Origin of the sequence: Hyphomonas sp., from assembly GCF_040882205.1 — a bacterium.
In the GTDB taxonomy this organism is placed as follows: domain Bacteria; phylum Pseudomonadota; class Alphaproteobacteria; order Caulobacterales; family Hyphomonadaceae; genus Hyphomonas.
The window spans coordinates 1-1,190 of record NZ_JBBEBT010000077.1 but is presented as its reverse complement, the minus strand read 5'-3'; the positions used below and the strand labels follow the sequence as shown (position 1 = coordinate 1,190).

Annotated in this window: 2 protein-coding genes; one reads left to right on the top strand and one right to left on the bottom strand. The window is 64.5% G+C overall.

What is annotated here, in order from left to right; translation table 11 throughout:
* A partial coding sequence (locus tag WEA77_RS03295) for a tyrosine-type recombinase/integrase (protein WP_368066433.1) occupies nucleotides 1–874 on the top strand: 874 nt, incomplete at its 5' end.
* Between the two features lie 33 nt (nucleotides 875–907).
* Here WEA77_RS03295 and WEA77_RS03290 read toward each other — a convergent pair.
* A partial coding sequence (locus tag WEA77_RS03290) for a PIN domain-containing protein (protein ID WP_368066432.1) occupies nucleotides 908–1,190 on the bottom strand: 283 nt, incomplete at its 5' end.

Sequence of the window (1,190 nt, the reverse complement as noted above, 5' to 3'; positions counted from 1 at the left end):
CCGCTGGTGCCGGATGCGCGGGGCGGACCCCCTGCCCTCCTCGCCGCAGCTGATCGGCCTCTACATCGCCGATCTGGCGGCACCATCCGGCAAGACCCCTGCCCTGTCGGTGGCATCGATCGAACGCCGCCTCTCTGGCCTTGCCTGGGGCTATGCGCAACGGAGCGACCGTCTGGACCGCAAGGACCGCCAGATTGCCACTGTCCTTGCCGGTATCCGGCGCAAGCATGCCCGGCCGCCAGTGCAGAAAGAAGCGATCCTACCCGAAGACATCCGCGCCATGCTGGCCACCCTGCCCCATGATCTGCGGGGCCTGCGCGACCGGGCCCTGTTGCTCATTGGCTTTGCCGGAGGCTTGCGGCGCTCCGAGATTGTCAGCCTAGACCACGGCAAGGACGACACGCCGGAATCAGGCGGCTGGGTGCAGGTGGTGGACGACGGCGCCCTGCTCACGCTGCGCGGCAAGACAGGATGGCGCGAGGTCGAGATCGGGCGCGGCAGCAGCGATCAGACCTGCCCGGTACATGCCCTGACCCAATGGCTGCACTTTGCCCGCATCGACTTTGGCCCGATCTTCGTCGCCGTGTCGCGCAACGGATTGAAGGCAACCGGCGAGAGGCTCTCCGACAAGCACGTCGCCCGCCTCATCAAGCAAACCGTCGAGGATGCAGGCCTGCGACCCGAGTTGACAAAGGCCGAGCGGCTGCAGCTTTATTCCGGCCACAGCCTGCGCGCAGGCCTCGCCAGCAGCGCCGAGGTGGACGAACGCTATGTCCAAAAGCAACTTGGCCACGCCTCAGCCGAGATGACGCGCCGTTATCAGCGCCGAAGGGACAGGTTCAGAGTCAACCTGACCAAAGCTGTGGGGTTATAGACGCCCCCCTGCCCTTCCGCCAATGACAGCGTGCTAGAACGGGTTCTCAATCATAGCCCCAGTTGGCGCAAAGTCGCTGACATTGCCCGTGACAACCGTCGCCGCATGTCGAAGCGCTGAGGCTGCAATCATCAGATCGGCTCCTGTATGACCAATCTCGGCGGACAGCCGGCCCAAGATGCGGGCATCCTCGGCATCAAACGGCAGCAACCGGTCAGAAAACAGCAAGACCGTTCGATCCAGCCAGGTTCGCAGATCGCGGGCGAAGGTCGGGTCCCGCCCTTCCTTCAGGCGAATGCCACGTTCAATCTCACCA